The following is a 24,535-nucleotide window of genomic DNA, read 5'->3' as shown; positions in this document are numbered from 1 at the left end:
CCGGCTCACCGCTCCAGCACCGCCAGTGTCCGTGGCTTGACCTGCGTCAGGGCCGCCGCCGGCCCCGCTGCCGAAGATGCGGCCGTTCCTTCCCCGGAGAGGCCGCATCATGGATCCAACACGCAAGCTCTGGGCAGGCCTGGCGGTCCTGCTCTTCGCCTCGTTCGCCGCCCTGTTGTGGGTCGGCAGCGAGATCCATCGCCAGGCGCCACCCATGCCCGAACAGGTGGTCACCACCGACGGCACCGTGGTCTACACCCGCGCCGACATCGAGACCGGACGCCAGGTCTGGCAGTCGATCGGCGGCCAGCAGCTGGGCTCGATCTGGGGCCACGGCGGCTACGTGGCGCCGGACTGGGGCGCGGACTGGCTGCACCGCGAGGCCGAGGCCATCCTCGATGCCTGGGCCGCGCGCGAGCATGGCGTCGATTCGTACAAGCAGCTGGACGAACCGACCCAGGCCGCGTACGCGAAGCGCGTGCAGGCACTGCTGCGGCCCAACACCTGGGACGCGGACACCGGCACCATCACCCTGGACGCCGAGCGCGCCGCGGCGATGGCGAAGGTTTCCGCGCACTACGAGAGCCTGTTCTCCAACGACCCGGCCACGGCGGAGCTGCGCGAGGCCTATGCCATGCGCAACGACGCGGTGCCGGACGCCGGGCATCGCCGCCAGCTGGCGGCGTTCTACTGGTGGGCGGCCTGGGCCTCGGTGACCGAGCGTCCGGGCTCGGAGATCAGCTACACCGCCAACTGGCCGCATGACGAACTGGTCGGCAACACGCCGCCGTCCAACCTCCTGATCTGGACGGTGTTCAGCGTGCTGTTCCTGATCGCCGGCGTCGGCCTGCTGGGCTGGCACTACGCCACCGGCCACGGCGAGGAAATGCAGCCGGTGCTGCCCAAGGCCGATCCGCTGGCCTCGATCCGGGTCACCCCGTCGATGCGCGCCACCGCCAAGTACTTCTGGGTGGTGATCGCGCTGTTCCTGGTGCAGATCCTGCTGGGCGCGACCACCGCGCACTACCAGGTCGAGGGCCAGGAAGCCTATGGCTTCGCCCTGTCCGAGATCCTCCCCTACGCGCTGACCCGCACCTGGCATACCCAGCTGGCGGTGCTGTGGATCGCCACCGCGTGGCTGGGCATGGGCCTGTACATCGCCCCGGCCATTTCCGGGCACGAGCCAAAGTTCCAGCGCCTGGGCGTCAACGTGCTGTGGACCTGCCTGCTGGTGATCGTGGTCGGCTCCTTCGCCGGACAGTGGATGGCGGTGATGCAGAAGCTGGGCCTGGCCCACAACTTCTGGTTCGGCCACCAGGGCTGGGAGTACGTGGACCTGGGCCGGTTCTGGCAGTGGTTCCTGTTCGTCGGCCTGCTGCTGTGGCTGGCCCTGGTCGGCCGCGCGCTGTGGCCGGCGATGCGCAAGGGCGCGCAGTCGCGCTCGATCGTGGGCCTGCTGTTCCTGTCGGTGGTCGCGATCGGCGTGTTCTACTCGGCCGGCCTGATGTGGGGCGAGCACAGCCACCTGTCGATGGTCGAGTACTGGCGCTGGTGGGTGGTGCACCTGTGGGTGGAAGGCTTCTTCGAGGTGTTCGCGGTGGCGGTGATGGCCTTCCTGTTCACCCGCCTGGGCCTGCTGCAGGTGCGTTCGGCGACCGTCGCGGTGCTGTTCGCCACCATCATCTTCATGGCCGGCGGCGTGCTCGGCACCCTGCACCACCTGTACTTCAGCGGCACCCCGACCGCGGTGGTCGCCCTCGGCGCCAGCTTCTCGGCTCTGGAAGTGGTGCCGCTGGCCTACGTCGGCTTCGAGGCCTGGCACAACTACCGGCTGGGCAAGGCCACGCCGTGGATGGCGCGCTACAGGTGGCCGATCATGTTCTTCCTGGCGGTGTCGTTCTGGAACCTGGTGGGCGCCGGCCTGTTCGGCTTCCTGATCAACCCGCCGCTGCCGCTGTACTACATGCAGGGCCTGAACCTGACCGCCAACCACGGCCACACCGCGATGTTCGGCGTGTACGGCATGCTCGGCATCGGCCTGATGCTGTTCTGCCTGCGCGGGCTCAAGCCCGACCTGCAGTGGAGCGAGCGCCTGCTGAAGACCTGCTTCTGGTCGCTCAACATCGGCCTGGCCGGGATGTCGCTGTTCACCCTGCTGCCGCTGGGCATCCTGCAGCTGGACGCGGCGATCGAGCACGGCTACTGGTTCGCGCGCTCGGCGGAGTTCATGCAGCAGCCGATCATCGACCTGCTGGTGTGGATGCGCGTCCCTGCCGACACGCTGTTCAGCGTCGGCGCGCTGGCCCTGGCCTGGTTCGTGTTCCGGCTGTGGGTGGCGCCCAAGCGCGGCGCCCAGGCCTCGTCCGCCACCACGGTGGCCGCGGCGGCGATCATGCCGCGGCGCTGAGTCCGGCATCCGATGCAAAGGGACGGGCCGCATTCGCGGCCCGTCTTCTTTTTCCCCGGGTGGCCACATGGCACGTGCCGCGCGGTGCGGCGCGGGGCGCCCGAGGTGCGGCGCATCGTCCCCGCCGGGTCCGGTGACGCGGCCGGGAGGCTGCCCCGCTCCCGGAGGGAGAAGGGCCCATGGTCAACGCAGCAACAGGGGGATCGTCCCGCGTGCCGCGTGTTCGCTGCGCACCGAGCGGCAATAGGGGCCATTCATCACGAAACGCCGGCAGGTATCCGGGCGGTCGTCGTAGATGCCGCAGTTGCGATGCTCCGCATCCAGCGCCACGCACCAGCCATCGGCGCCGTGCGCCATCACCCGTGCCCCGCCGGGCAGCAGCTCGGTCAGGTGTTCGGGGACATGGTCGTCATCGTCCAGCACCACCGTCAGCCGGCAGCACACCGCGTCGCAACGGCTGCACTCGGCCGCGCAGCGCGCGTGCCGGGCGCCGTGGCGGCTCATGCCTGGCCGCCGGGAACGCCGCGGGTGTAGTGCAGCAGCCGCCCGCGGTAGGGCGGCGCCTCGCCAGGCTGCAATGCGCAGCGCCGCTCCTCCAGGGCGAAGCCGCGCGCGGCCAGCTGGCGGTTGAGGTGCGCGCTGTTGCCGCGCCCCGGGTCGGCCACCAGCACCTCGGCGGCCGCGTGCGCGTGGCGGTCGATCACCCCGCCCAGCAGCGGCGCGTGCGCGGTCTCGTAGAGCACGTCGCTGGCGATGATCAGGTCGAAACGGCCCAGCTCCGGCAGCGGCGCGTCCCATTGCAGGTGGCGGTAGTGCAGCGCCGGCAGCTCGTTGAGCGCGGCGTTGTAGGCCAGGAACACCTCGGCCAGCGGGTGCATGTCCGAGGCGACCACGTCGGCGCCGCGCCGTTGCAGCACCAGGCTGGCCAGGCCGATGCCGCAGCCCAGCTCGAGGATGCGCTTGCCGCGGATGTCGAAGTCCTGCATCGCCCGCGCCAGCAGCTGCCCGGCCGGCCACAGCTGGCCGAACAGCGCCCACTGCGCCGAGGAGATGCCCAGGCGCTCGCCGTGCCCGTCCGGATCCCAGAACTGCTGGCGATCGGCGAGCACGCGCAGGCGGTAGTCGTGGCCGCCGATGGCGACGTGTTCTTGGCGGGTTTCGTAGCCAGGCATGTGCTGCTCCCCGGGCTTGGCCGCGCAGGGCGGGCCTCTCAGGTGTGGAAGGGAGCGAATCGGGGCCGCAAGGCCGCGCGGGACGCGCGTGGGAGCACGGAGCTCGCCGCCATGGTACCACCCGGGCCGATGAACCCAGGCCCAAGCGCCGGGCGGGCGCCGCCGCGCGCCACGCCCGGAGGGACATCCGGGGAACTCAGCCGCCGCTGCAGGAGCAGCCGCAACCGCAGCCGCCGCCGGCACCGGCCGGGGTTGGCGCGACAGGGATCCCGGCCGCGGCGAGGATGCGGTCCACTTCTTCCGGGTCAAGCACGGTGAGGACCTGGACGCTGCCGTGGTCCGGGTCCAGCGCCACCTGCGCGCCGGGATCGTGCGGGCGCAGCGCCGCGCTGATGGCGGCCAGGCGCGACAGGCCGGCGCCGGTATCGGCCTGGGCGGAGGGATGGCTCATGCGTTCCTCGTGGCGTGATCGGAGTGGCCGCACGTTAGGCAGCACGCTCGCTTCCCGCCTTGACCCTGGTCAAACCCGGCGCAACGCTCCGGGCTGACCTGGGTCAAGGCGGCATCCCTGGGCGGGAGACAGACTGCGCCCATGCACATCGAGACCGTTCCCCTGCCCCGCCGCGGCCATGCGCGGCCCTCGCCTGCCTGGCTCGCGCATGCCCCGCACCGGCTGATGTTCTTCATCGGCGCGGCCAATGTGCTGCTGGCGATGCTGTGGTGGGCGCTGTGGCTGGTGTCCGCGCGCTGGGGCGCGTGGACCATGCCGGAGTTGCCGGTTCCCGCCGGATGGCTGCACGCCTTCCTGATGCAGTACCTGGTGCTGCCCAGCTTCGTGTTCGGCTTCCTGCTGACCGTGTTCCCGCGCTGGATGGGACTGCCGGAACTGCAGCGCCACCACTACCTGCCGGTGGGCGCCGGCCTGATGGGCGGGCAGCTGGCGATCCTGCTCGGGGCCGCCGGCTGGGAAGCAGGCCTGACCGTGGGCCTGTGGATGGCACTGGCGGGCTGGAGTACCGCGCTGTTCCTGCTGGGCCGCCTGCTGGTCGACGAGCGCGGCCGCACCTGGCACGCCCGCTCCTGCTTCGCCGCGTTGCTGCTGGGCTGGCTGGGCCTGGCCATGTTCCTGGCCTTCGTGCTGGGTGCATCGGCGCAATGGGCCTTCGCCAGCATCAAGCTGGGGAGCTTCGGCCTGCTGCTGCCGCTTTACGTCACCGTCGCCCATCGCATGTTCCCGTTCTTCGCCGGCAATGCCGTGCCCGGCTACCGCGCCTGGCGGCCGCTGTGGTGGCTGCTGGCGGTGTGGGTGCTGGCGCTGGCCCATCTGGCCCTGGAGCTGGTGCACGGCTACGCCTGGCTGTGGACCACCGATGCGCCGCTGCTGGCGTTCACCACCCTGGCCGTGTGGCGCTGGTGGCCGCGCGCGCGCATGCCGGGCCTGCTGGCGGTGCTGTTCATCGGCACCGCATGGCTGCCGGTGACCTTCGGCCTGTACGTGGCGCAGAGCCTGGCCTATGGGCTCACCGGCGAATTCATCCTGGGACGTGCGCCGATGCACGCGCTGTTCATCGGCTTCTTCGGCAGCCTGCTGGTGGCGATGGTCACCCGCGTGACCCAGGGCCATTCCGGGCGTCCGCTGCGGATGTACGGCATCGCCTGGTTCGCGTTCGTGGCGATCCAGGTCGTGGCCACCCTGCGCATCCTGGCCGACGTGCTGCCCGATCCGGGGCTGTGGCAGGCACTGGCCGCGGTCGGCTGGCTGCTGGCGCTGTCGCCGTGGGTGGCGCGCATCGGCCATGTCTACCTCACCCCGCGCCGCGACGGTCGTCCTGGCTGAGCCACTCCCATGATCGAGTTCTATCCGCAGATCAAGCTCGTCCACGTCAGCGCCGTGATGCTCAGCGGCAGCTTCTTCGCCCTGCGCGGGCTATCGCTGCTGGCAGGCCTGCAATGGCCCCGGCACGCGTTGCCGCGCTACCTCAGCTACACGATCGACACCGTGCTGCTGACCGCGGCGCTGATGCTGCTGACCATCCTGCCGCGCGAGCTGTACGCCAACGGCTGGCTGCTGGTGAAGCTGGGCTTCGTCGCCAGCTACGTGGTGCTGGGCATCCTCGCCTTCCGTCCGCGCCGCGGGCCCGGGGCGCGCGGGGGACTGCTGGCCGCCGCGGCGCTGTGCTTCCTGCAGGCCTACTGCATCGCCCGCGCCCACCATCCATTAGGCGCGCTCTACCTGCTCGGCGGCTGAGCGGAGGAACCATGGAACACGAGTGCCCCGAGCTTCCCGATCCGTGCCTGGCGGCCAGCCCGCTGCTGCAGGAATCCTGCGATGCGGCGGGCGTGGCGCTGTTCCTGGAAGCGGTGCCGCCGGCGGATCCTGCCGCCGGCTAGCCAGTCCCGCTCAGTAGCTGTACTGCAGCTGCAGCCAGAGCTTGCCGGTGTCGGCACTGTAAGCCGGGTCGTCGCTGCGGTAGCGGGCCAGCTTCAGCAGGCCGGTCAGGCCCTGCACGCCCGGTACCGCGTGCGCGTAGGAGACATCCAGCTCCCGTCCATAGCTGCCGCCGCCACGCTCGGCGGCGAAGTCGTGGTACCAGGCCTGCAGGCTGCCGCCGGCCAGCGGCACGGTGGCGCCCGCGTAGCGGTCGTCCACGCCCTGCGCCGGCGTGGTCAGGAACACGTCGGCCCAGCCCTGGAAGGCATGCCGGGTCGCCAGCGGGGTCTGGAAGGCCCGGTTGCCCTCGCCCTCGCCGCCGCCCAGCGACTCGTACCCGGCCTTCAGCACGCTGCCGCCGGCCAGGGCGTAGCCCAGCTCGGCCAGTACGTAGCGGCTGTCGAGCCGCCACGGGTTGCCCGCAAGGTCCCGCTGGCGCGCGTATTCGCCCGCATAGCTCCATCGGCCCCGGCTTCCCTCCAGGCGCAGGCCGCTGGTGCGGCTGTCCAGGGTGCCCAGCGGCGCGGCCGCGGTGACCGCCATGTCCTCCAGTTCCACCCGGTAGTGGTAGGCGACCAGGCGCAGCGGCGGCGCAAGCTGCAGCGCGGCGCGCAGCAGATGGCTGTCGCCGCTGCTGTCGGAGGGGTTGGCACCGGTGGAGGCGCTGCTGTCGGCCGGCCCGAAGATGGTGCTGACCCCGCCGATCCAGGCGTAATCCAGCGCCAGGCGCGGCGTGGCGGCCAGCTGCAGGTGCACGCCGTCGTAGGTCTGTTCGTTCTGCCGCCACGCGCTGCCGCCGACGAAGCGCTGGTTGTCCAGGTTGATCCGCTGCCGGCCCAGGGTCGCGACGGTGCGGGTGCCGGCGTGGCGCAGCAGGGCCTGGTTGATCTCCGCGCCGGCCGGATCGGCGACCACGGGATAGGCGCGGCGGCCATTGCGGGTGTCGTTGTAGCGACCATCGTCCTGGCCCAGCACCGCGTCGGCCTCGGCCAGCGCCGACCAGCCATGCCACGGCGCGCTGCGTGCGCCCACGCGCAGGCGCAAGGTGTTGGCGACCGCATCCTCGCCGAAGCCGGACTGGTCGACGCGTTCATGGCGGTAGCGCAGGTCGAGCCAGGTGCCGTGGCCTGCGTCCTGCGCGGCCAACGCGGGCAGGGGAAGCATGGCCAGGGCAAGCAGGGGTGCGACGTGGCGCGGACGGTATTGGGCAGTCATGGGGGAGCCGGAGTGTGGGGTTGCGCGCACGCTAGGCCCGCCAGCGCCAGCGAGCCATGACCAGGGTCAAGACGCCGCGGCGGCGGAGTGATCCGCGCACGCGGCTGACGCACGTCAATGCGCCGCGGCAGCCGCGCTGCGAACGTGCAGCGGCCCGCACCCGCCCGCCGATCGCCATGTCCCATCTGCTCGACCTGCGCCACCTGCCGCCACCCGAACCAATGCAGCGCATCCTCGATGCGCTGGAGGTCCTGCCCGTACGCGCGGTCCTGGTGGCGCTGACGCCGTTCCGTCCGGTACCCCTGCTACCCATGCTGGAAGCGCAAGGCTGGGCATGGCGGCTGCGAGATCTGCCCGAAGGCGGTTGCCGCATCGCGATCTGGCGGCGGCCGCGCAGCCGGGCCGGCTCCATCGCTGCGCCCGCTGCGGGCGCGGCAACGGCACGGGCATGAGCGGCCTGGCCTTCGCCAGCGCGCCGCCGGCGGCGCGGCCGCTGCGCTTCCTGCTGTGCGCGCCTGCATGGGGCGTGGTTGCCGGCACACTGCTGGTCGCCGACCCGCACCTCCTGGACGGCGGACGCTGGTCGCCGCCGGTGGTGGCCCTGGTACATGTGTTCACCCTGGGCGTGCTTGGCAACGCCATGCTCGGCAGCCTGCTGCAGTTCCTGCCGGTGGCCGCCGGCACGCCGGTGCGCGCCGGGCGCCTGCTGCCGCTGGCGCATGCGGCGCTGAACCTGGGCCTGGTCCTGTTCGTGCTGGCGTTGTACCGCTGGCCTGCCGTGCTGCCCGCGGCGGCGACCCTGCTGGCGGCATCGTTGTTGCCCGTGCTCGCCCCGCCGCTGCCGGCGCTGCTGCGCCAGGGCACGCAGCGGCTGCTGCGCGCGGGCATCGGCGCGGCGCTGCTGGCACTGGCGGCGACGGCGTTGCTGGGCGTGGTGGCGACCGCAGTGCTGCGCGGCTACCTCATGCTGCCCCTGGACCAGGTGGTGGACGCCCACGCCATGCTCGGTGGCGGCGGCTGGCTGCTTGGCCTGCTGGCGGCAGTCGGCGGGGTGACCGTGCCCATGTTCCAGGGCACCGCGCAGGTGGCGCCACGCGCGCAGCGCGCCTGGACCCTGGCGGCGGTGGTCCTGCCGCTGGCCGCGGCAGTGGCGCGATTGCTTGGCATGCCGGCGACCGTGGTCACGCTGGCCCTCGCCCTGCAGGCCGGCGTCCTTGCCGCGGCGGTGCTGCGGCTGCAATGGCATGCGCCGCACCGGCGCAATCCGGCGCTGGTGCGCTTCTGGTGCGCCGGCTGCATCGCACTGTGCCTGGCGGCCGCGGCGGCCTGCGCGGGTGCAGCCGGCGCTCCAGGCCTGGAAGCACCGGCGTGGGCCATGCTTGCGGGTGTGCTGGGCCTGGGCGTCGGTGCGCCGCTGCTGGTCACCGGCATGCTGCTGGAGATCGTTGCATTCATCGCCTGGGTGGACCTGCGCGGCCGCTGCCCGCGCGGCATGCGCATTCCCGCGGTGGGCCGCCTGCAGCCGGAGGAAGACAAGCGCCGCGTCCTGGCCCTGCACCTGGTCGCAGCGCTGCTGCTGCCGGCCGCGTTCCTCGGACCGCTGGCGACGCTTGCCGCCGGCCTGGCCCTGTCTGCGGCGCATGCGGCAACCGCGCTCTGCCTGCTGCGTTGCCTGCGACGCGCGCGCCACTTCCGGCTGCATCCGGAAGCCTACCGATGAGGTGCGGATATCCGGCGGCGGTCCCCGACAGCGCCGCCACCGGCAACATCCGGCTCAGTAGCTGAAGTTGAGCTTGATCCAGGCCGTGCGCCCCGGCTCGGCGATGCGCTCCGGCTCGGAGGGGTAGCCGAAACCGCTGTTGCCGGCGGCATTGAGGTGCTCGCGGTAATCGCGGTCGAACAGGTTGTCGATGCCCGCGGCCAGCTGCACGCGCTGCCCGAAGCGGTAACCGCCGTTGAGCGAGAACACCGCGAAGCCCGGGCTCGGGCCCAGGTCGCGGCCGACCACGTTGCCCTGCCCGGTATTGCTGCGGTGCTGGGCCGCGGCCACGCGCAGCAGCGCGCCCCAGGACCAGGGACCGCGCTCGCCACTGGCGGTCAGGCGCGCCTCCAGCGGCGGCATCTGCGGCAGCGCGCCCTCCGTGGTCCGGCCCCAGGCATAGGCCAGGGCGCCGCCCAGCTTCAGCCCGGGCCGCGGCTTCCAGTCCGCGCCCAGTTCGCCGCCGGCGATGTCCGCATCCAGGTTCCGTGCACGCGTGCTGCCTCCCATCATCCCGCCGGGGAGATAGTCGAACACGATGTAGTCGTCGATCCGCCCGGCGTAGACCGAGGCCCAGGCTTCCACCTTGCCGGCGCGGTACTGCAGGCCGGCGTCGAGCTGGGTGGTGCGCTCCGGCTGCAGACCGATGAAGGCATTGGCCGCGCCCTGCGGCCCCATCGTGGGCGAGAACAGCTCCCAGTAGTCCGGCATGCGCTCGGCGTGGCCGAGGCCGGCATACCAGCCGAAGCGCCCGGCCATGTCGTGCTCGTAGCGGACGAAGCCGCCGGCGAGGGTTTCCCCGCGGCGCTGGCCCGCGGTCGGGTTGGGCATGGCGTCCATGCCGCTGCCGGTGCGCGCGCGCCGGTCCTCGGCACGGGCGCGGTCCACGCGCAGGCCGGACATCAGGTGGTGCACCTCGTCGATGTGCCAGTGCGATTCGGCGAACGCGCCGACGGTGCGGATGCGTGCGTCATGGGTCCAGGGCGCCTGGCGCCAGACGTCGCGGCCCATGCCGCTGCGCCGGCGGTGTTCGCCCTGCCTGCCGTCCACGCCGGCGGTCACCTCCCAGCGGCCGTGCTGGAAGGTCAGGGCAATGCGCCCGCCCTCGCTGGTGTCGCCGACATTGCTGGCCATCGGCATGGGCATGGCCGAATCCGGATCCGGGTCGCGCAGGCTGTAGTTGTCCATCACGTGGTCGACCTCGTTGCGGTAGAGGCTGGCCACCACCGCATCGAGCACGCCACCCATGTGCTTCTTTTCAAAGCGCAGGCCGAGGCTGTCGCGGCGGAACCGCGAGCCGTCCATGCCGCGGCCGGCATAGCGGGCTTCGGCATCGCCGGTGCCAGCCGACAGCTCCAGCACGGTGTCCGCATCCGGGGTCCAGCCGATTGCCGCGTCGGCGTTCCACTTGTCCCAGGCCGAGGGCACGCGCCGGCCGTCACCGGCGCGGTAGTCGCTGGCCTCCGAACGGTTGCCGGCGACACGCGCATAACCGCGCGGGGTGCCGGCACTGGCATCCAGCATCTGGTCGTTGCGGCCGTTGCCGCCGGCCAGCAGGCTGCCCTGGGCACGCACGCCCGGGCGGTCGAAGTACGGGATCTCGCGCTCGAAGCGCACCGTGCCGGCCGAGGCGCCGCCTCCCCACAGCACGGTCTGAGGACCCTTCACGACGGTCAGGCGGTCGTAGGTCTCCGGCGCGATGTAGGACATGGCGTTGTCCATGCGCGAGGGACAGGCGCCGCTGAGCACGCCGTCGTTGGTAAGCAGGGCGATGCGCGAGCCGAACATGCCGCGCAGTACCGGATCGCCGTTGGTGCCGCCACTGCGCAGGGTGGAGAAGCCGGGGATGGTCTTCAGGTAGTCGGCGCCATCGCTGGCGGGGACCGGCTGGCGCGGCAGCTTCGGATCGGTGGTGAAGGTGGCCGCGGCCACCGGGGCCACGCCCAGCACCACCACCCCATCCAGGTCGGTGGTGGCCAGTTCGGCATGGACATGCCCGTCCGCGGCCACGGCGGCGGGGACGGCGGCGCAAAGCGCGGCGACCAGGGCATGGGCAAGGGGATTGCGGATCATGGCTGCGCCTCGTGCGCGTTGCCTCGGGGTACGGGCAGTCTTCGCGCCGGCCGCCGCATGCGCCTTGATGGTGGTCAATCGCAAGCCCCCGCAGGCGGCCGCCATGCACCGGCTTGACCTGGGTCAAGTGGAGCGCAGGTCGTGCCCGCCGCGGGTAGCGGATTGATGCAAATCAAGGTCCGTCCGGTGGCGTACGCGCACTGTTCGTCCCGCAGCCCAACGAGACGAAAGAGACGAAACATGAAGATCCGTCACCACCTGGCCATCGGCGCGCTTTCGGCGGCAATCGCCCTGGCTTCCGCTCCCGCCTTCGCCGCCAAGGCCAAGGCTTCCGATGCCCCGCTGCCGGTCGTGCAGGCGCAGCTGACCGCGCCGCCGCTGGTCCCGGCCCCGATCTCGCGCAAGACCCCGGCCAAGGTCGTGGTCGACCTGGAGATGGTCGAGAAGGAGATGCAGCTGGACGACGGCGTCACCTACAACTTCTGGACCTTCGGTGGTTCGGTCCCCGGCAGCTTCATCCGCGTGCGCGAGGGCGACACGGTGGAGTTCCGGCTGAAGAACCACCACAGCTCGCACTTCTCCCACAACATCGACCTGCACGCGGTGACCGGCCAGGGCGGCGGCGCCGAGGCCACCTTCACCCTGCCCGGCCGCGAGACGCAGTTCACGTTCAAGGCGCTCAACCCCGGCCTGTACGTCTACCACTGCGCGATGGCCCCGGTGGCGATGCACGTGGCCAACGGCATGTACGGCCTGATCCTGGTCGAACCGGAGGAAGGCATGGAGCCGGTGGACAAGGAGTTCTACGTCATGCAGGGCGACTTCTACACCGAGGGTGCCAACGGCGAGAAAGGCCTGCAGGCCTTCAGCCTGGAGAAGGGCATCGCCGAGGATCCGACCTACGTGGTGTTCAACGGCTCGGTCGGCGCGCTCACCGGCGACAACGCGCTGCAGGCCAACGCCGGCGAGAAGATCCGCATGTACGTCGGCAACGGCGGCCCCAACCTGACCTCCAGCTTCCACGTCATCGGCGAGATCTTCGACAAGGTCTACTTCGAGGGCGGCAGCAAGTACCAGGAGAACGTGCAGACCACGCTGATCCCGGCCGGCGGCTCGGCCATCGTCGAGTTCAAGGCCGACGTGCCCGGCAACTTCGTGCTGGTCGACCACAGCCTGTTCCGCGCCTTCCACAAGGGCACGCTGGGCATCCTCAAGGTCGACGGCGAGAAGCGCCCGGAGATCTACACCGGCCAGCAGCACGACGTCGAGTACCCGGAAGCCGAACCCCAGGGCCACCAGCACTGAGCGCAGCCGCCGCCATGTCCCGCAGCATGCCCCTGTCCACCACCCTCGCCGCCGTCCTGGCGCTGGCTCCGGCCCTGGCCGGGGCCGCCGCCACCGACGCGGCGTCCGGCGGCGGGATCGCATGGCGGTCCATTCCCGGCGGCGCGTTCCGTTCGGCGGTGCGCTTCGAGGAGGAGCGGCCGGTGCTGCCGGTGGCGCCGTTCCAGCTGATGGAGCGCCCGGTCAGCAACGCGCAGTTCGCCGCATTCGTGGCGCGCCGCCCCGAGTGGCGGCGCGACCGCATCCCCGCGCTGTTCTCCAGTCCCGGCTACCTGGGCCACTGGGAAAGTGCCGACGCCCCCGGCGCCAGGCTGGACCCGGACGCACCGGTGGTGCACGTGAACTGGTACGCCGCCGATGCGTTCTGCCGCGAGGCTGGCGGGCGCCTGCCGGACTTCCTCGAGTGGGAATTCGCCGCGGCCGCCGACGCCACCCGCGCCGATGCCCGCCACGACCGCCAGTGGCGCCTGCGCCAGGCCAACGACGGCACCCCGCACGCGCCCGATGCCGCGGCGGACGCCCCGGCCAACGTGTACGGCGTCCGTGGCCTGCACGGCGCCTACTGGGAATGGACCGGCGACGCCACCTCGTTGCTGGGCGGCGGCGACCGCCGCGGCCGCGACGACGGCGACGCCCTGCAGTACTGCGGCGCCTCGGCCATGGCCTTCAACGATCCGGCCGACTACGGCGCGGTCAAGCGCTTCGTCCTGCTCTCGGCCCTCACGCCCGCTGCCACCCTCGGCAACCTGGGCTTCCGCTGCGCGAGGAGCCAGCCATGAACCACCACTTCAAACCCCTGCGTACCGCCCTGGGCCTGGCCCTGGCGCTATCCCTGTGCGGGCCGCTGCCGGTCGCCCTGGCCGCGCTGGCCGGGCCGGACGCGCCCGCGGCGACCATGCTGCCCGGCAGTTCGCTGTACCAGGTCGATGCCGGCCTGACCGACCAGCACGGCCAGCCGCTGCGCTGGTCCGACCTGCACGGCCGGCCGCAGCTGGTGTCGATGTTCTACGCCAACTGCCACCTGATGTGCCCGCTGATCCTGGAGAACGCCAAGGCCCTGCAGAAGCAGCTGGGCGCCGACGGCGAACGCCTGGGCGTGGCGGTCATCACCCTGGACCCGGCGCGCGACACCCCGCAGGCCCTGGCCGCGGTCGCCGCCGACCACCGCACGCCCGCCGCCTGGCGCTACCTGCGCCCGGAACCGGACGCGGTCCGCGCCCTGGCCAGCGTGTTGGGCGTACGCTACCGCTTCCGCGACGACGGCAGCATCAACCACACCAGCGTACTGGTGCTGCTCGACGCCGAGGGCCGCGAGGTCGCACGCTCCGACGTCACGGGCATCGCGCCCGATCCCGCATTCGTGCAACAGGTCCGCGCCACGCTGGCCGCGGACTGACGCTTCCATCCATCCCCGTCAAACCGGAGTAACCACCATGAAGAACCGCACCCGCATCCTCGCTGCCCTGGCCCTGATGGGCGCCGCCGGCATGGCCCAGGCCGCCGGCAACTGCACCATCTCGCTCAAGGGCGACGACGCCATGAAGTTCGACCTGAAGGAGGCCACCGTCTCGGCCAGCTGCCCGACCATCACCGTCGAGCTGGCGCACACCGGCAAGCTGCCGGTCAACGCGATGGGCCACAACGTGGTCATCAGCAAGACCGCCGACATGGCCGGCATCGCCCGCGACGGCATCAAGGCCGGCGCCGCCAACGCCTACGTGCCCAAGGGCGACGCCCGCGTGATCGCGCACACCGACCTGGTGGGCGGCGGCCAGAAGACCAAGATCACCTTCCCCGGCAAGGCCCTGGCCGCCGGCGGCGACTACAGCTTCTTCTGCAGCTTCCCGGGCCACTCGGCCATGATGAAGGGCAAGCTGGTCGTCACCAAGTAAGTCCCGCGCCACCCGTGCCGCCGAGGCACGGGTGGCCCGTTCCCGGCCGCGACGCGGCCCCAAGGGGATTCCCGCATGGAACTGGACATCCGCATCGATCCGACGCGGGTCGACCTGGCACGCATCGAGCAGGCCCTGCTGGAAAGCGACCCGGCCGCCCTCGTGGACCTGGACCCGGCCAGCGGCCACCTGCGCGTGGCCACCTGCGCCGGCACCGCCGAGGTCGGGGCGATCCTCGCCGCCGCCGGCGTCCCGGTGCCGCAGCAGGCCATCCACATCGTGCCTTCGGTGTGCTGCGGCGGCTGCAGCGGCTGAAGCGCCGCGGCGATCCGTTGATCGCCGGCATCAATACGAGACCCGCATTCAGGCCGCAAACCCGCTGTTTCCGGCCTCCGGCGGCGGGTCGTGGCGCGACGCAGGGGTAAGATCGGTCCTCCGATCCATGCCCGGCCCGCCCGGCAGGCCGGTGCGCTCCGCACCGGCGGCAGGCAGGCCGGCGCGACCAGCGACCTGCCCGCCATGAATACCAAGCACCGCAAGCCCCTCCCCGGAACCCCCCTGCACTGGTACGACGCCCGCGAGGCGGTCGAAGCCCTGCAGCCCGGCGCCTGGGCCAGCCTGCCCTATACCTCGCGCGTGCATGCCGAGAACCTGGTGCGTTGCGCCGACCCGGCCCACCTGGACGACTACCTGCGCCAGCTGGTCGAGCACCGCCGCGACCTCGACTTCCCCTGGTTCCCGGTGCGGGTGGTATGCCACGACATCCTCGGCCAGACCGCGCTGGTGGACCTGGCCGGCCTGCGCGACGCCATCGCCGACAAGGGCGGCGACCCGTCCAGCGTCAACCCGGTGGTGCCGGTGCAGCTGATCGTCGACCATTCGCTGGCGGTGGAGTGCGGCGGCCACGACCCGCAGGCCTTCGAGAAGAACCGCGCGATCGAGGAGCGCCGCAACGCCGACCGCTTCCACTTCATCGAGTGGTGCCGGCATGCGTTCCGCAACGTGGAGGTGATCCCGCCGGGCAACGGCATCATGCACCAGATCAACCTGGAGAAGATGTCGCCGGTGGTGTACGTGCGCGACGGCGTCGCCTTCCCCGACACCTGCGTGGGCACCGACTCGCACACCCCGCACGTGGACGCGCTGGGCGTGATCGCCATCGGCGTCGGCGGCCTGGAGGCGGAAAACGTGATGCTCGGCCGCGCCTCGTGGATGCGGCTGCCGGAAATCACCGGCGTGCGCCTGACCGGCCGCCCGGGCCCGGGCATCACCGCCACCGACGTGGTACTGGCGCTGACCGAGTTCCTGCGCGCGCAGCGCGTGGTCGGCCACTACCTGGAGTTCTTCGGCGAGGGCGCGGCCACGCTGACCATCGGCGACCGCGCCACCATCTCCAACATGTGCCCGGAGTACGGCGCTACCGCCGCGCTGTTCCACATCGACCAGCAGACCCTGGACTACCTGCGCCTGACCGGGCGCGAGGAGCAGCAGGTGCAGCTGGTGGAGACCTATGCGAAGACCGCCGGCCTGTGGGCCGACGACCTGGCGCAGGCGCAGTACGAGCGCGTGCTGGAATTCGACCTGTCCTCGGTCGTGCGCAACCTGGCCGGCCCGTCCAACCCGCACCGGCGCCTGCCGGTCAGCGCGCTGGGCGAGCGCGGCATCGCCGACCCGGCCAAGCTGCAGGCGGCGCGCGAGGAAGAGGCCCGCGGCCTGCTGCCGGACGGCGCGGTGATCATCGCCGCCATCACCAGCTGCACCAACACCTCCAACCCGCGCAACGTGATCGCCGCCGGCCTGCTGGCGCGCAACGCCAACGCCCGCGGCCTGCTGCGCAAGCCCTGGGTCAAGACCTCGCTGGCCCCGGGCTCCAAGGCGGTGCAGCTGTACCTGGAGGAAGCCGGACTGCTGCCGGAGCTGGAGAAGCTGGGCTTCGGCATCGTCGGCTTCGCCTGCACCACCTGCAACGGCATGAGCGGTGCGCTGGACCCGAAGATCCAGCAGGAGATCGTCGAGCGCGACCTGTACTCGGTGGCCGTGCTGTCGGGCAACCGCAACTTCGATGGCCGCATCCACCCGTATGCCCGGCAGGCATTCCTGGCCAGCCCGCCGCTGGTGATCGCCTACGCCATCGCCGGCACCATCCGCTTCGACATCGAGAAGGACGTGCTGGGCCTGGACGCCGACGGCAAGCCGGTCACGCTCAAGGACATCTGGCCGGCGGACGAGGAGATCGACGCCATCGTGCGCGCCAGCGTCAAGCCGGAGCACTTCCGCAAGGTCTACGCGCCGATGTTCCAGGTGCGCGTGGAGCACGGCGAGCCGGTCAGGCCGCTGTACGACTGGCGCCCGATGAGCACCTACATCCGCCGCCCGCCGTACTGGGAAGGCGCGCTGGCCGGCGAGCGCACCCTGCGCGGCATGCGCCCGCTGGCGGTGCTGGGCGACAACATCACCACCGACCACCTGTCCCCGTCCAACGCCATCCTGCCGACCAGCGCCGCCGGCGAGTACCTGGCGAAGATGGGCGTGCCGGAGGAGGACTTCAATTCCTACGCCACCCACCGCGGCGACCACCTCACCGCGCAGCGCGCCACCTTCGCCAATCCCAAGCTGCTCAACGAGATGGTGCGCAACGAGGACGGCAGCGTGCGCCAGGGCTCGCTGGCGCGGCTGGAGCCGGAAGGCAAGGTGATGCGCATGTGGGAGGTGATCGAGACCTACATGCAGCGCCGCCAGCCGCTGGTGATCATCGCCGGCGCCGACTACGGCCAGGGCAGCTCGCGCGACTGGGCCGCCAAGGGCGTGCGCCTGGCCGGCGTGGAGGCGATCGTGGCCGAGGGCTTCGAGCGCATCCACCGCACCAACCTGATCGGCATGGGCGTGCTGCCGCTGGAGTTCAAGCCGGGCACCACCCGCCTGACCCTGGGCATCGACGGCACCGAGACCTTCGACGTGGTCGGCACCCGCGCCCCGCGCGCGGACCTGACCCTGGTCATCCACCGCCGCAACGGCCAGGCCCTGGAGGTCCCGGTGACGTGCCGCCTGGACACCGCCGAGGAGGTGAGCATCTACGAGGCCGGCGGCGTGCTGCAGCGCTTCGCCCAGGACTTCCTGGATGCGTCGAAGGCTGCCTGACTGGTTCGTCGCAGTGACATGACCCACTGCGAAGGAGCCACGACCATGACCGACACGACCGCCACCGGCACCGTCCACCTGCACCGCATCCTGGCCGCGCCGCCGGCCCGGGTGTTCCGCGCGTTCACCGATCCGGACGCGCTGGTGCGCTGGATGCCGCCGTACGGCTTCACTGCGCGCATGCTCGAGTTCAAGCCCGGCGTGGGCTACCGCATGGCCTTCACCAACTTCTCCACCGGCAGCAGCGAGTCGTTCACCGTGCGCTACCTCGAGCTGGTCGAGGACGCGTTGATCCGGCATGCCGACACGTTCGACGACCCCGGGCTGCCCGGGGAGATGCTCGTGACCGTGTCGCTGAAGCCCAGCATCGCAGGGACCGAACTGCGGATCGTGCAGGAAGGCATTCCCGCGGCCATCCCGGAGGACATGTGCCACCTGGGCTGGCGCGACTCGCTGGACATGCTGGCGAAACTGGTCGAACCGGAGATCCCGGACGGGGCCTGAGCCCCGCCCTCCCCTACCCTCAGCGCAAGCGAATCCATGAGCCACAAGCCCCAGCTCCGCATCCCCGCCACCTACATGCGCGGTGGCACCTCCAAGGGCGTGTTCTTCCGCCTGCAGGACCTGCCCGCCGAGGCGCAGGTGCCGGGTCCGGCGCGCGACCGCCTGCTGCAGCGGGTGATCGGTTCGCCCGATCCCTACGGCAAGCACACCGACGGCATGGGCGGCGCCACCTCCAGCACCAGCAAGTGCGTGATCATCGGCCCGGCCACGCGCCCGGGCCACGACGTGGACTACCTCTACGGCCAGGTCGCGATCGAGGAGGACTTCGTCGATTGGAGCGGCAACTGCGGCAACCTCAGCACCGCGGTCGGTCCGTTCGCGGTCGCCAACGGCTTCATCGACCCGGCGCGCATCCCGCGGGAAGGCACGGTGGAAGTGCGGGTGTGGCAGGCCAACATCGGCAAGACCATCGTCGTGCACGTGCCGGTCAGCGGCGGCCAGGTGCAGGAGACCGGCGATTTCGAGCTGGACGGCGTGGCCTTCCCCGCCGCCGAGGTGGTCGTCGAGTTCCTCGATCCGGCCGAGGAAGGCGAGGACGGCGGCAGCATGTTTCCCACCGGCAACCTGGCCGACAGCCTCGAGGTGCCCGGCGTGGGCACGCTGGAGGCGACCCTGATCACCGCCGGCATCCCCACCGTGTTCGTGGACGCGGAAGCCATCGGCTTCACCGGCACCGAGCTGCAGCCGGCGATCAACGGCGATCCGGCAATCCTGGCGAAGCTCGAGGCCATCCGCGTGGCCGGCGCACTGCGCATGGGCCTGATCCGCACCCCGGAGGAGGCCGCCACCCGCCAGCACACGCCCAAGGTCGCCTTCGTCGCACCGCCGCGCGACTACGTGTCCAGCAGCGGCAAGCCGATCGCGGCCGCCGACATCGACCTCAACGTGCGCGCCATGTCCATGGGCAAGCTGCACCACGCGATGATGGGCACCGCCTCGGTGGCGATCGCCACCGCCGCCGCGGTGCCCGGGACCCTGGTCAACCGCGCCGCCGGCGGCGGCGCGCGCGAGGTGGTGCGCTTCGGCCATCCCTCCGGGACCCTGCGCGTGGGCGCCTCGGTCGCCCGGGTCGACGGCCAGTGGACCGTGACCCGCGCGGTGATGAGCCGCAGCGCGCGCGTGCTGATGGAAGGCCACGTCCGGGTGCCCGCGGCCTGATCCCTCGCCGGCCCGCCGCCTCCCGGCGCGCCGGCTCAGGCCGCCCCCGGTCCCGCGGCCGCCGCCTGTTCCTGCTGCAGTTCCCGCGGCCGCGGCGGCAGCCGGTTGTGCGCGGCCAGCGCGGCGATCGCCGCCTGGCCCACCGCCACCGAGATCTGGTTGAGCCCGCTGACCACGTCGCCGGCCGCGTAGAGGCCCGGTACCGAGGTCAGCTGGTGGGCGTCGACCGGGATCTCGCCGCTGTCCGACAGCTCCACCCCGGCCTGCCGCGCCAGGTGCGCGCTGCTGTCGCAGCCGAGGAACGGGTACACCGTGTCGAAGCGGTGGCAGTGGCCGTCGACCACGTAGCCGCAGCGGCCGTCGGCGAACACCAGGCGGCCGCCGGGCGGCAGCACTTCCACGCCCAGGTCCGGGGGCGGCGACGCCGGCACCGCATCGGTCGGCAGCAGGCTCAGGCGTGCGCTGTAGCCGCGCAGGAACGGCACGTGGCCGATGATCGTCTCCCACGGACCGTAGATGCCGATGGCCTGGTCGCTGGCCTCGTAGGCATCGCAGACCGGGCACAGCCGCAGCGCGCCGCAGGCCACGGCCTGCTCCACGTCCGGCAGGTCCGGCAGGCGGTCGCTCAGCCCGGTGGCGAGGATCACCGCCGCCGCGTGCCAGCGGCGCCCGTCCGGTGCTTCGGCGACGAACACGCCGTCGGCGCCGCGCTGCAGCGAGGCCACCAGGCCGTGTTCGAGCACCGCGCCGAACGATTCGGCCTGGGCGCGCAACCGCGCCAGCAGCGCGGTGCCGGCGATGCCCTGGGGGAAGCCGGGGCAGTTGTTGCTCTCGGGGATCCAGCGCGCGCGGCTGTCGCCGGCGTCGACCACCACGCAGCGGCGGTGCAAGCGCCCCAGGTAGATGGCCGCGGTCAGCCCCGCAGGGCCGCCGCCAACCACCAGCACGTCCGTCTCGATCACGGCCCACCTCCGTCGTCCTCGCCGGAACGATAGGCGGCCGGCGTGAACGCGGCGCGAGGCGGCTAGGCGGCGGCGTTGGCGCTGGCCACGTCCAGCACCACGTCCATGACGGTGGGATCCTCGCGGTCGGGCGCGACCTTGAAGCCCAGCTGCTGGCACATCGCCAGCATGGTCACGTTCTCGCGCAGCACCTGGCCCTCGACCGCCTTCAGGCCGATGCTGCCGGCCCACTCGATCATGATCCGCATCAGCTGCCAGCCAATGCCCAGGCCCTTGAGGTCGGAACGGACCATGATCCCGTACTCGCCGCGCTCGTAGTTGGCGTCGGCCAGCAGGCGCACCGCGCCCAGCATCTCGCCGCTGTCCGGGTCGATCGCCACCAGGGCGATGGAGCGGGCGTAGTCGAGCTGGGTCAGGCGCGCGATGAACTCGTGGCTGAAGTGGCGCACCGCGGAGAAGAAACGCAGGCGCAGGTCCTCGTCGCTGACCCGGGAAAAGAACTCCAGGAACATCTGCTCGTCCTCCGGCCGCACCGGGCGCACGAACATGCGCCGGCCCTGCGACAGCTCCAGCGTGCGCTCCCACTCCTTCGGATACGGGCGGATCACGAAGCTGGAATGCCACGGGCCCTTCTGCGCCGGGCCCGGGTGCGGCGCCACCGCCACCCGGGCATCGACCGCGACCACGCCCTCGCGGTCGGCCAGCAGCGGGTTGATGTCCAGCTCGCGGATCTGCGGCACGTCGGCCGCCAGCTGCGCCAGCTTGACCAGCACCAGGGCCACCGCGCGCTCGTCGGCCGCCGGCACGTCGCGGTAGGCCTTGAGGATGCGGCTGACGCGGGTGCGCGAGATCAGGTCGTGGGCCAGGCGCAGGTCCAGCGGCGGCAGGGCCAGTGCCTTGTCGTCGATCACTTCCACCGCGGTGCCGCCGCGGCCGAACACGATCACCGGGCCGAAGGTCGGGTCGTGGGCGATGCCGGCGATCAGTTCACGCGCCTTGGCCCGCGCCACCATCGGGTGCACGGTCACGCCCTCGATCCGCGCCTTGGGCCGCAGTTCACGGGCGCGTGCCAGGATCGAGGCCGCCGCCTCGCGCACCGCGGCCTCGCTGGACAGGTTGAGGCGCACGCCGTCCACGTCGGACTTGTGCACGATGTCCGGCGACAGGATCTTCAGCGCCACCAGCTTGCCCGCCTCCAGCAGCGGCCGCGCGGCGGCGACCGCGGCCTCGGCGTCGGCGGCGCGCCACGCCGGGGTGACCGGGATGCCGTAGGCGCCCAGCAGGTCCACCACCTCCAGCGGGTCCAGCCAGTCGCGGCCCTGCTCCAGGGCACGGGCGACGATCGCCTGCGCCGCGGCGGCGTCGACCACGAAGTCCTCCGGCAGGCTGGGCGGGGTTTCCATCAGCGCCTGCTGCGCCTCCCGGTGCCGCACCAGGTAGGTGAAGCCGCGCACCGCGTCGGCCTCGGTGGCGTAGGTGGGCACCCCGGCCGCGTCCAGCCGCGCCAGCGCCTCCTGGCCGCCGCCCAGCCATACCCCCAGCACCGGCTTGCCGTGGCCGGGGCGCGGCCGCCGCGCCAGCACCGAGGCCACCGCCTCGGCCGCCTCGAGCGAGGACGACAGCGCGGTGGGCACGTTCATCACCAGCACCGCGTCGTTGCCCGGGTCGGCCAGCAGCGCCTCCAGCGCGGCGGTGTATCGGGCCGCGTCGGCGTCGCCGACGATGTCCACCGGGTTGGAATGCGACCAGGTCGGCGGCAGCACCTTGTCCAGGGCCTGCACGGTCTGCGGATCCAGGCTGGCCAGGGTGCCGCCAAGGTCGACCAGGCGGTCCACCGCCAGCACGCCGATCCCGCCGCCGTTGGTGAGGATGGCCAGGCGCCGGCCGGGGGCCTGGCGCAGGTGGCCCAGGGTCTCGGCCGCGGCGAACAGCTCGTCCAGCGCGTGCACGCGCAGCAGGCCGGCGCGGCGGAAGGCGGCGTCGTATACCGCGTCGGCGCCGGCCAGGGCGCCGGTATGGGTGGCGGCGGCGCGCGCGCCCTGCTCGTGGCGCCCGGACTTGACCACCACCACCGGCTTGGAGCGGGCCGCGGCGCGCGCGGCCGACATGAACTTGCGCGCGTCGCGGATGGATTCGATGTACAGCAGGATGGCCCGGGTCTTCGGGTCCTGGGCGAACCAGTCCAGCAGGTCGCCGAAGTCCACGTCCAGGGCATCGCCCAGCGAAACCACGGCCGAGAAGCCGATCGAGCGCGCCGCGCCCCACTCGACCAGGCCTGCGGCGATGGCGCCGGACTGCGAGACCAGGGCCAGGTCGCCCGGCAGCGGGCTGCGCGCGGCGAAGCTGGCGTTGAGGCCCACGTGCGGGGCCATCACCCCCAGGCAGTTGGGGCCGACGATGCGCAGGCCGTGCGGGCGGGCCTCGTTGCGCAGGTGCTCCAGCAGCGAGCCCGGGCCCTGGCCAAGCCCGGCGGTGACCACGATCGCCGCCCGCGCCCCCACCGCCACCGCCTGGGCGATCACCCCGGGTACGGTTTCGGCCGGGGTGGTCACCACCACCAGCTCGGGCGCGAACGGCAGGTCGCGCAGCGAGGCCACCGCCGGCACGCCCTCGATCCGCCGGTACTTGGGGTTGACCAGGCCCACCTGCCCGGCGAATCCGGCCTGGCGCAGGTTGTGGACCACGGTGCGGCCCACCGACCCGGGGCGGGGGCTGGCCCCGACCACGGCCACCGACTTGGGGGCGAAAACGGCTTCCAGCGCGTAGATGCTCATCCGCGAACGGCTCGGTACGTCTCAGGGCTAAACGATACAGTGCGGCGCCGGCGGGCGCCTCCGGGTCCCGGAACCGGGATGCAGTTCCCCTATTTCAAGGGATAACCCGTTAACGGCGCTTGGCGCCTTGATCCTGATCAATGCCCCGCTTGCCTTCCCTGCCGATCATGCGCCCCATCCACAGGAGGATTGGGACGTGTCGACCGTTCAGGAGACATACAACGACAAGGTAGTGCGCCAGTTCGCGGTCATGACCGTGGTCTGGGGCATCGTGGGCATGGCCGTGGGCGTGCTGATCGCCGCCCAGCTGTACTGGCCCGCCCTCAACTTCGACCTGCCGTGGCTGAGCTACGGGCGCCTGCGCCCGCTGCACACCAACGCGGTCATCTTCGCCTTCGGCGGCAGCGCGCTGATGGCCACCAGCCTGCACGTGGTGCAGCGCACCTGCCACGTGCGCCTGCTCTCGGACGGCCTGGCGGCCTTCGTGTTCTGGGGCTGGCAGCTGGTCATCGTGCTGGCCGCCGTGACCCTGCCGCTGGGCCTGACCCAGGGCAAGGAGTACGCCGAGCTGATCTGGCCGATCGACATCCTGATCGCCGTGGTCTGGGTGGCGTACGCGGTGCTGTTCATCGGCACCATCGCCAAGCGCCGGGTCAAGCACATCTACGTGGCGAACTGGTTCTACGCCAGCTTCATCATCGCCGTGGCGCTGCTGCACATCGTCAACAACATCGCCATCCCCACCGGCGCCCTGCACTCCTACCCGGTGTACAGCGGCGCGGTCGACGCGATGGTGCAGTGGTGGTACGGCCACAACGCGGTCGGCTTCTTCCTGACCGCCGGCTTCCTGGGAATGATGTACTACTTCGTGCCCAAGCAGGCAGGCCGCCCGGTGTACTCCTACCGGCTGTCGATCGTGCACTTCTGGGCGCTGATCGCCGTGTACATGTGGGCCGGCCCGCACCACCTGCAGTACACCGCGCTGCCCGACTGGGCGCAGTCGCTGGGCATGGTGTTCTCGCTGATCCTGCTGGCCCCGTCCTGGGGCGGCGCGATCAACGGCATCCTGACCCTGTCCGGCGTCTGGTACAAGCTGCGCACCGACCCGATCCTGAAGTTCCTGATCGTCTCCGTCTCGTTCTACATGATCGCCACCTTCGAGGGGCCGATGATGTCGATCAAGACGGTCAACTCGCTGTCGCACTACACCGACTGGACCGTCGGCCACGTGCACGCCGGCGCCCTGGGCTGGGTCGCGATGATCTCCATCGGCTCGATCTACGCCCTGCTGCCGAAGCTGCTGGGCCGCGAGCAGATGTTCTCGACCAAGGCCATCGACCTGCACTTCTGGCTGCACACCGGCGGCGTGGTGTTCTACATCGCCTCGATGTGGATCGCCGGCGTCATGCAGGGCCTGATGTGGCGCGCCACCAACCCGGACGGCACGCTGACCTACAGCTTCGTCGAGTCGCTGCACGCCACCTACCCGTACTACCTGATCCGCCTGGGCGGCGGCCTGCTGGTGCTGTCCGGCATGGGCGTGATGGCCTGGAACACGTGGCGCACCTGGCGTGCGGCCCCGGCGATCGCCCCGCAGCCGGTGCTGCCCGTGGCGGCCTCCGATGCGCGCGCCTGAGGAGGAACTA

At 71.7% G+C, this 24,535-nt stretch carries 22 protein-coding genes; 15 read left to right on the top strand and 7 right to left on the bottom strand.

The window, feature by feature from the left end; genetic code table 11:
* The first annotated feature begins 109 nt into the window (after positions 1–109).
* Positions 110–2,407, top strand: coding sequence for a nitric-oxide reductase large subunit (locus PSEJ31_RS0102035; RefSeq protein WP_028914490.1), 2,298 nt, complete (start codon positions 110–112; stop codon positions 2,405–2,407).
* Between the two features lie 183 nt (positions 2,408–2,590).
* Here PSEJ31_RS0102035 and PSEJ31_RS0102030 read toward each other — a convergent pair whose 3' ends face one another.
* From PSEJ31_RS0102030 to PSEJ31_RS0102020, 3 genes are all read right to left on the bottom strand, one after another.
* On the bottom strand, positions 2,591–2,911 hold the full coding sequence (locus PSEJ31_RS0102030; RefSeq protein WP_019398262.1) for a YkgJ family cysteine cluster protein: 321 nt from the start codon (positions 2,909–2,911) through the stop codon (positions 2,591–2,593).
* Positions 2,908–3,579: a methyltransferase domain-containing protein gene (locus PSEJ31_RS0102025; RefSeq protein ID WP_019398261.1), complete on the bottom strand. Its 672-nt coding sequence runs from the start codon at positions 3,577–3,579 to the stop codon at positions 2,908–2,910. Before PSEJ31_RS0102025 ends, PSEJ31_RS0102030 begins: the two co-directional genes overlap by 4 nt.
* 196 nt (positions 3,580–3,775) lie before the next feature.
* Positions 3,776–4,030, bottom strand: a complete 255-nt coding sequence (locus PSEJ31_RS0102020) for a hypothetical protein (protein WP_019398260.1) — start codon at positions 4,028–4,030, stop codon at positions 3,776–3,778.
* Between the two features lie 141 nt (positions 4,031–4,171).
* Here PSEJ31_RS0102020 and PSEJ31_RS0102015 point away from each other — a divergent pair, with 141 nt between their 5' ends.
* From PSEJ31_RS0102015 to PSEJ31_RS17310, 3 genes are read left to right on the top strand one after another with little or no spacing between them, the layout of a single operon-like run.
* Positions 4,172–5,416 (top strand): NnrS family protein, encoded by a 1,245-nt coding sequence (locus PSEJ31_RS0102015; RefSeq protein ID WP_037034251.1) that lies wholly within the window; start codon positions 4,172–4,174, stop codon positions 5,414–5,416.
* Between the two features lie 9 nt (positions 5,417–5,425).
* Positions 5,426–5,827 carry a SirB2 family protein gene (locus tag PSEJ31_RS0102010; RefSeq protein ID WP_028914488.1) on the top strand — a complete coding sequence of 134 codons (402 nt, stop codon included), beginning with the start codon at positions 5,426–5,428 and terminating at the stop codon, positions 5,825–5,827.
* 11 nt (positions 5,828–5,838) lie between these two features.
* Complete coding sequence (locus tag PSEJ31_RS17310) at positions 5,839–5,970, top strand: hypothetical protein (protein ID WP_019398257.1); 132 nt, start codon at positions 5,839–5,841, stop codon at positions 5,968–5,970.
* A gap of 10 nt (positions 5,971–5,980) precedes the next feature.
* Here the strand turns inward: PSEJ31_RS17310 and PSEJ31_RS0102000 are convergent, their stop codons facing one another.
* Entirely contained in the window at positions 5,981–7,225 is a 1,245-nt protein-coding gene (locus PSEJ31_RS0102000; protein WP_028914487.1) for an alginate export family protein, read from the bottom strand.
* A 56-nt stretch (positions 7,226–7,281) separates the two neighbouring features.
* Here PSEJ31_RS0102000 and PSEJ31_RS16420 point away from each other — a divergent pair, with 56 nt between their 5' ends.
* Positions 7,282–7,677: a DUF2249 domain-containing protein gene (locus tag PSEJ31_RS16420; RefSeq protein WP_232210963.1), complete on the top strand. Its 396-nt coding sequence runs from the start codon at positions 7,282–7,284 to the stop codon at positions 7,675–7,677.
* Complete coding sequence (locus tag PSEJ31_RS0101995; RefSeq protein ID WP_028914486.1) at positions 7,674–8,945, top strand: hypothetical protein; 1,272 nt, start codon at positions 7,674–7,676, stop codon at positions 8,943–8,945. Before PSEJ31_RS16420 ends, PSEJ31_RS0101995 begins: the two co-directional genes overlap by 4 nt.
* Before the next feature lie 54 nt (positions 8,946–8,999).
* On the opposite strand, the gene PSEJ31_RS0101990 is transcribed toward PSEJ31_RS0101995, so the two are convergent.
* The gene (locus PSEJ31_RS0101990) at positions 9,000–11,057 is read right to left on the bottom strand and encodes a TonB-dependent copper receptor (protein WP_028914485.1); all 2,058 of its coding nucleotides are present in this window, start codon (positions 11,055–11,057) and stop codon (positions 9,000–9,002) included.
* A 240-nt stretch (positions 11,058–11,297) separates the two neighbouring features.
* On the opposite strand from PSEJ31_RS0101990, the gene nirK reads away from it, so the two are divergent.
* From nirK to prpF, 8 genes are all read left to right on the top strand, one after another.
* A complete protein-coding gene (gene nirK / locus PSEJ31_RS15515; protein ID WP_019398253.1) occupies positions 11,298–12,362 on the top strand; it encodes a copper-containing nitrite reductase in 1,065 nt (354 codons plus the stop codon).
* Positions 12,363–12,376: 14 nt separating this feature from the next.
* Positions 12,377–13,180: an SUMF1/EgtB/PvdO family nonheme iron enzyme gene (locus tag PSEJ31_RS0101980; RefSeq protein ID WP_028914642.1), complete on the top strand. Its 804-nt coding sequence runs from the start codon at positions 12,377–12,379 to the stop codon at positions 13,178–13,180.
* Positions 13,177–13,797 (top strand): SCO family protein, encoded by a 621-nt coding sequence (locus PSEJ31_RS0101975; RefSeq protein ID WP_019398251.1) that lies wholly within the window; start codon positions 13,177–13,179, stop codon positions 13,795–13,797. Before PSEJ31_RS0101980 ends, PSEJ31_RS0101975 begins: the two co-directional genes overlap by 4 nt.
* 37 nt (positions 13,798–13,834) lie before the next feature.
* Positions 13,835–14,293: an azurin gene (gene azu, locus PSEJ31_RS0101970; protein ID WP_028914484.1), complete on the top strand. Its 459-nt coding sequence runs from the start codon at positions 13,835–13,837 to the stop codon at positions 14,291–14,293.
* Between the two features lie 75 nt (positions 14,294–14,368).
* Positions 14,369–14,608: a hypothetical protein gene (locus PSEJ31_RS0101965; protein ID WP_019398249.1), complete on the top strand. Its 240-nt coding sequence runs from the start codon at positions 14,369–14,371 to the stop codon at positions 14,606–14,608.
* A 204-nt stretch (positions 14,609–14,812) separates the two neighbouring features.
* Complete coding sequence (acnD, locus tag PSEJ31_RS0101960; RefSeq protein ID WP_028914483.1) at positions 14,813–17,431, top strand: Fe/S-dependent 2-methylisocitrate dehydratase AcnD; 2,619 nt, start codon at positions 14,813–14,815, stop codon at positions 17,429–17,431.
* 45 nt (positions 17,432–17,476) lie between these two features.
* Positions 17,477–17,935 carry an SRPBCC family protein gene (locus PSEJ31_RS0101955; RefSeq protein WP_019398247.1) on the top strand — a complete coding sequence of 153 codons (459 nt, stop codon included), beginning with the start codon at positions 17,477–17,479 and terminating at the stop codon, positions 17,933–17,935.
* Between the two features lie 36 nt (positions 17,936–17,971).
* Positions 17,972–19,153 (top strand): 2-methylaconitate cis-trans isomerase PrpF, encoded by a 1,182-nt coding sequence (prpF, locus tag PSEJ31_RS0101950; protein WP_028914482.1) that lies wholly within the window; start codon positions 17,972–17,974, stop codon positions 19,151–19,153.
* A gap of 35 nt (positions 19,154–19,188) precedes the next feature.
* On the opposite strand, the gene PSEJ31_RS0101945 is transcribed toward prpF, so the two are convergent.
* Positions 19,189–20,115, bottom strand: coding sequence for an NAD(P)/FAD-dependent oxidoreductase (locus PSEJ31_RS0101945; protein WP_028914481.1), 927 nt, complete (start codon positions 20,113–20,115; stop codon positions 19,189–19,191).
* Positions 20,116–20,177: 62 nt separating this feature from the next.
* On the bottom strand, positions 20,178–22,889 hold the full coding sequence (locus PSEJ31_RS0101940) for a bifunctional acetate--CoA ligase family protein/GNAT family N-acetyltransferase (RefSeq protein ID WP_019398244.1): 2,712 nt from the start codon (positions 22,887–22,889) through the stop codon (positions 20,178–20,180).
* 196 nt (positions 22,890–23,085) lie between these two features.
* Here PSEJ31_RS0101940 and ccoN point away from each other — a divergent pair, with 196 nt between their 5' ends.
* On the top strand, positions 23,086–24,525 hold the full coding sequence (ccoN, locus tag PSEJ31_RS0101935; protein WP_026010448.1) for a cytochrome-c oxidase, cbb3-type subunit I: 1,440 nt from the start codon (positions 23,086–23,088) through the stop codon (positions 24,523–24,525).
* The last annotated feature ends 10 nt before the right edge of the window (positions 24,526–24,535 follow it).

Origin of the sequence: Pseudoxanthomonas sp. J31, assembly GCF_000510725.1 — a bacterium.
Classification (GTDB): domain Bacteria; phylum Pseudomonadota; class Gammaproteobacteria; order Xanthomonadales; family Xanthomonadaceae; genus Pseudoxanthomonas.
Note: the sequence above shows the minus strand (reverse complement) of the source record. Positions and strands in the feature narration are given on the sequence as shown.

Excerpts from the sequence above, each read along its gene's own strand:
- azu (WP_028914484.1), top strand. The coding sequence starts at position 13,835 with ATGAAGAACCGCACCCGCATCCTCGCTGCCCTGGCCCTGATGGGCGCC.
- PSEJ31_RS0102000 (WP_028914487.1), bottom strand. The coding sequence starts at position 7,225 with ATGACTGCCCAATACCGTCCGCGCCACGTCGCACCCCTGCTTGCCCTG.
- PSEJ31_RS16420 (WP_232210963.1), top strand. The coding sequence starts at position 7,282 with ATGACCAGGGTCAAGACGCCGCGGCGGCGGAGTGATCCGCGCACGCGG.
- PSEJ31_RS0101975 (WP_019398251.1), top strand. The coding sequence starts at position 13,177 with ATGAACCACCACTTCAAACCCCTGCGTACCGCCCTGGGCCTGGCCCTG.
- PSEJ31_RS0102030 (WP_019398262.1), bottom strand. The coding sequence starts at position 2,911 with ATGAGCCGCCACGGCGCCCGGCACGCGCGCTGCGCGGCCGAGTGCAGC.
- prpF (WP_028914482.1), top strand. The coding sequence starts at position 17,972 with ATGAGCCACAAGCCCCAGCTCCGCATCCCCGCCACCTACATGCGCGGT.
- PSEJ31_RS0101965 (WP_019398249.1), top strand. The coding sequence starts at position 14,369 with ATGGAACTGGACATCCGCATCGATCCGACGCGGGTCGACCTGGCACGC.
- acnD (WP_028914483.1), top strand. The coding sequence starts at position 14,813 with ATGAATACCAAGCACCGCAAGCCCCTCCCCGGAACCCCCCTGCACTGG.
- PSEJ31_RS0102015 (WP_037034251.1), top strand. The coding sequence starts at position 4,172 with ATGCACATCGAGACCGTTCCCCTGCCCCGCCGCGGCCATGCGCGGCCC.
- PSEJ31_RS0101980 (WP_028914642.1), top strand. The coding sequence starts at position 12,377 with ATGTCCCGCAGCATGCCCCTGTCCACCACCCTCGCCGCCGTCCTGGCG.
- nirK (WP_019398253.1), top strand. The coding sequence starts at position 11,298 with ATGAAGATCCGTCACCACCTGGCCATCGGCGCGCTTTCGGCGGCAATC.
- PSEJ31_RS0102035 (WP_028914490.1), top strand. The coding sequence starts at position 110 with ATGGATCCAACACGCAAGCTCTGGGCAGGCCTGGCGGTCCTGCTCTTC.
- PSEJ31_RS0101990 (WP_028914485.1), bottom strand. The coding sequence starts at position 11,057 with ATGATCCGCAATCCCCTTGCCCATGCCCTGGTCGCCGCGCTTTGCGCC.
- PSEJ31_RS17310 (WP_019398257.1), top strand. The coding sequence starts at position 5,839 with ATGGAACACGAGTGCCCCGAGCTTCCCGATCCGTGCCTGGCGGCCAGC.
- PSEJ31_RS0101955 (WP_019398247.1), top strand. The coding sequence starts at position 17,477 with ATGACCGACACGACCGCCACCGGCACCGTCCACCTGCACCGCATCCTG.
- PSEJ31_RS0102010 (WP_028914488.1), top strand. The coding sequence starts at position 5,426 with ATGATCGAGTTCTATCCGCAGATCAAGCTCGTCCACGTCAGCGCCGTG.
- PSEJ31_RS0102020 (WP_019398260.1), bottom strand. The coding sequence starts at position 4,030 with ATGAGCCATCCCTCCGCCCAGGCCGATACCGGCGCCGGCCTGTCGCGC.
- PSEJ31_RS0101995 (WP_028914486.1), top strand. The coding sequence starts at position 7,674 with ATGAGCGGCCTGGCCTTCGCCAGCGCGCCGCCGGCGGCGCGGCCGCTG.
- PSEJ31_RS0102025 (WP_019398261.1), bottom strand. The coding sequence starts at position 3,579 with ATGCCTGGCTACGAAACCCGCCAAGAACACGTCGCCATCGGCGGCCAC.
- PSEJ31_RS0101940 (WP_019398244.1), bottom strand. The coding sequence starts at position 22,889 with ATGAGCATCTACGCGCTGGAAGCCGTTTTCGCCCCCAAGTCGGTGGCC.